Origin of the sequence: Rhodococcus sp. ENV425, assembly GCF_002887785.1 — a bacterium.
GTDB classification, from domain to species: domain Bacteria; phylum Actinomycetota; class Actinomycetes; order Mycobacteriales; family Mycobacteriaceae; genus Rhodococcus; species Rhodococcus aetherivorans.
This window is the reverse complement of the sequence record NZ_PCZU01000304.1, coordinates 1-401: the sequence shown is the minus strand read 5'-3', so window position 1 is coordinate 401 and position 401 is coordinate 1. Positions and strand designations below refer to the sequence as shown.

Sequence of the window (401 nt, the reverse complement as noted above, 5' to 3'; positions counted from 1 at the left end):
CACCGCCGCCGACGCCACCGGCGGCCCACCCGAGCTGGGCGGGCACCTGTACAGCCGGCAGGTCGCCGAGGCGGCCCGCCTGGTCGCCACCGCCGCCGGCAGCGCCGACCACGACCTGGTGTGGCAGTCCCGATCCGGGCCGCCGCAGGTGCCGTGGCTCGAGCCGGACATCGTCGACCACCTCGAGGCCCTGCACGCGCGCGGCGTCGACGCGGTCGTCGTCGTGCCCGTCGGCTTCGTCTCCGACCACCTCGAAGTCGTCTGGGACCTCGACACCGAAGCCCGCGACCGGGCCGCGGAACTCGGCATGGCGTTCGCCCGCGCCGCCACCGCCGGCCCCGACCCGCGGTTCGTGCAGATGGTGCGCGAGCTGGTGCGCGAACACCTCGACGGCGCCGCCC

The 401-nt window shown here is 76.8% G+C and carries 1 protein-coding gene; it reads left to right on the top strand.

Going from position 1 to position 401, the window contains the following annotated elements:
• The coding region (locus tag CQZ88_RS32170; protein ID WP_258008868.1) for a ferrochelatase at nt 1-401 on the top strand (401 nt) is incomplete at both ends.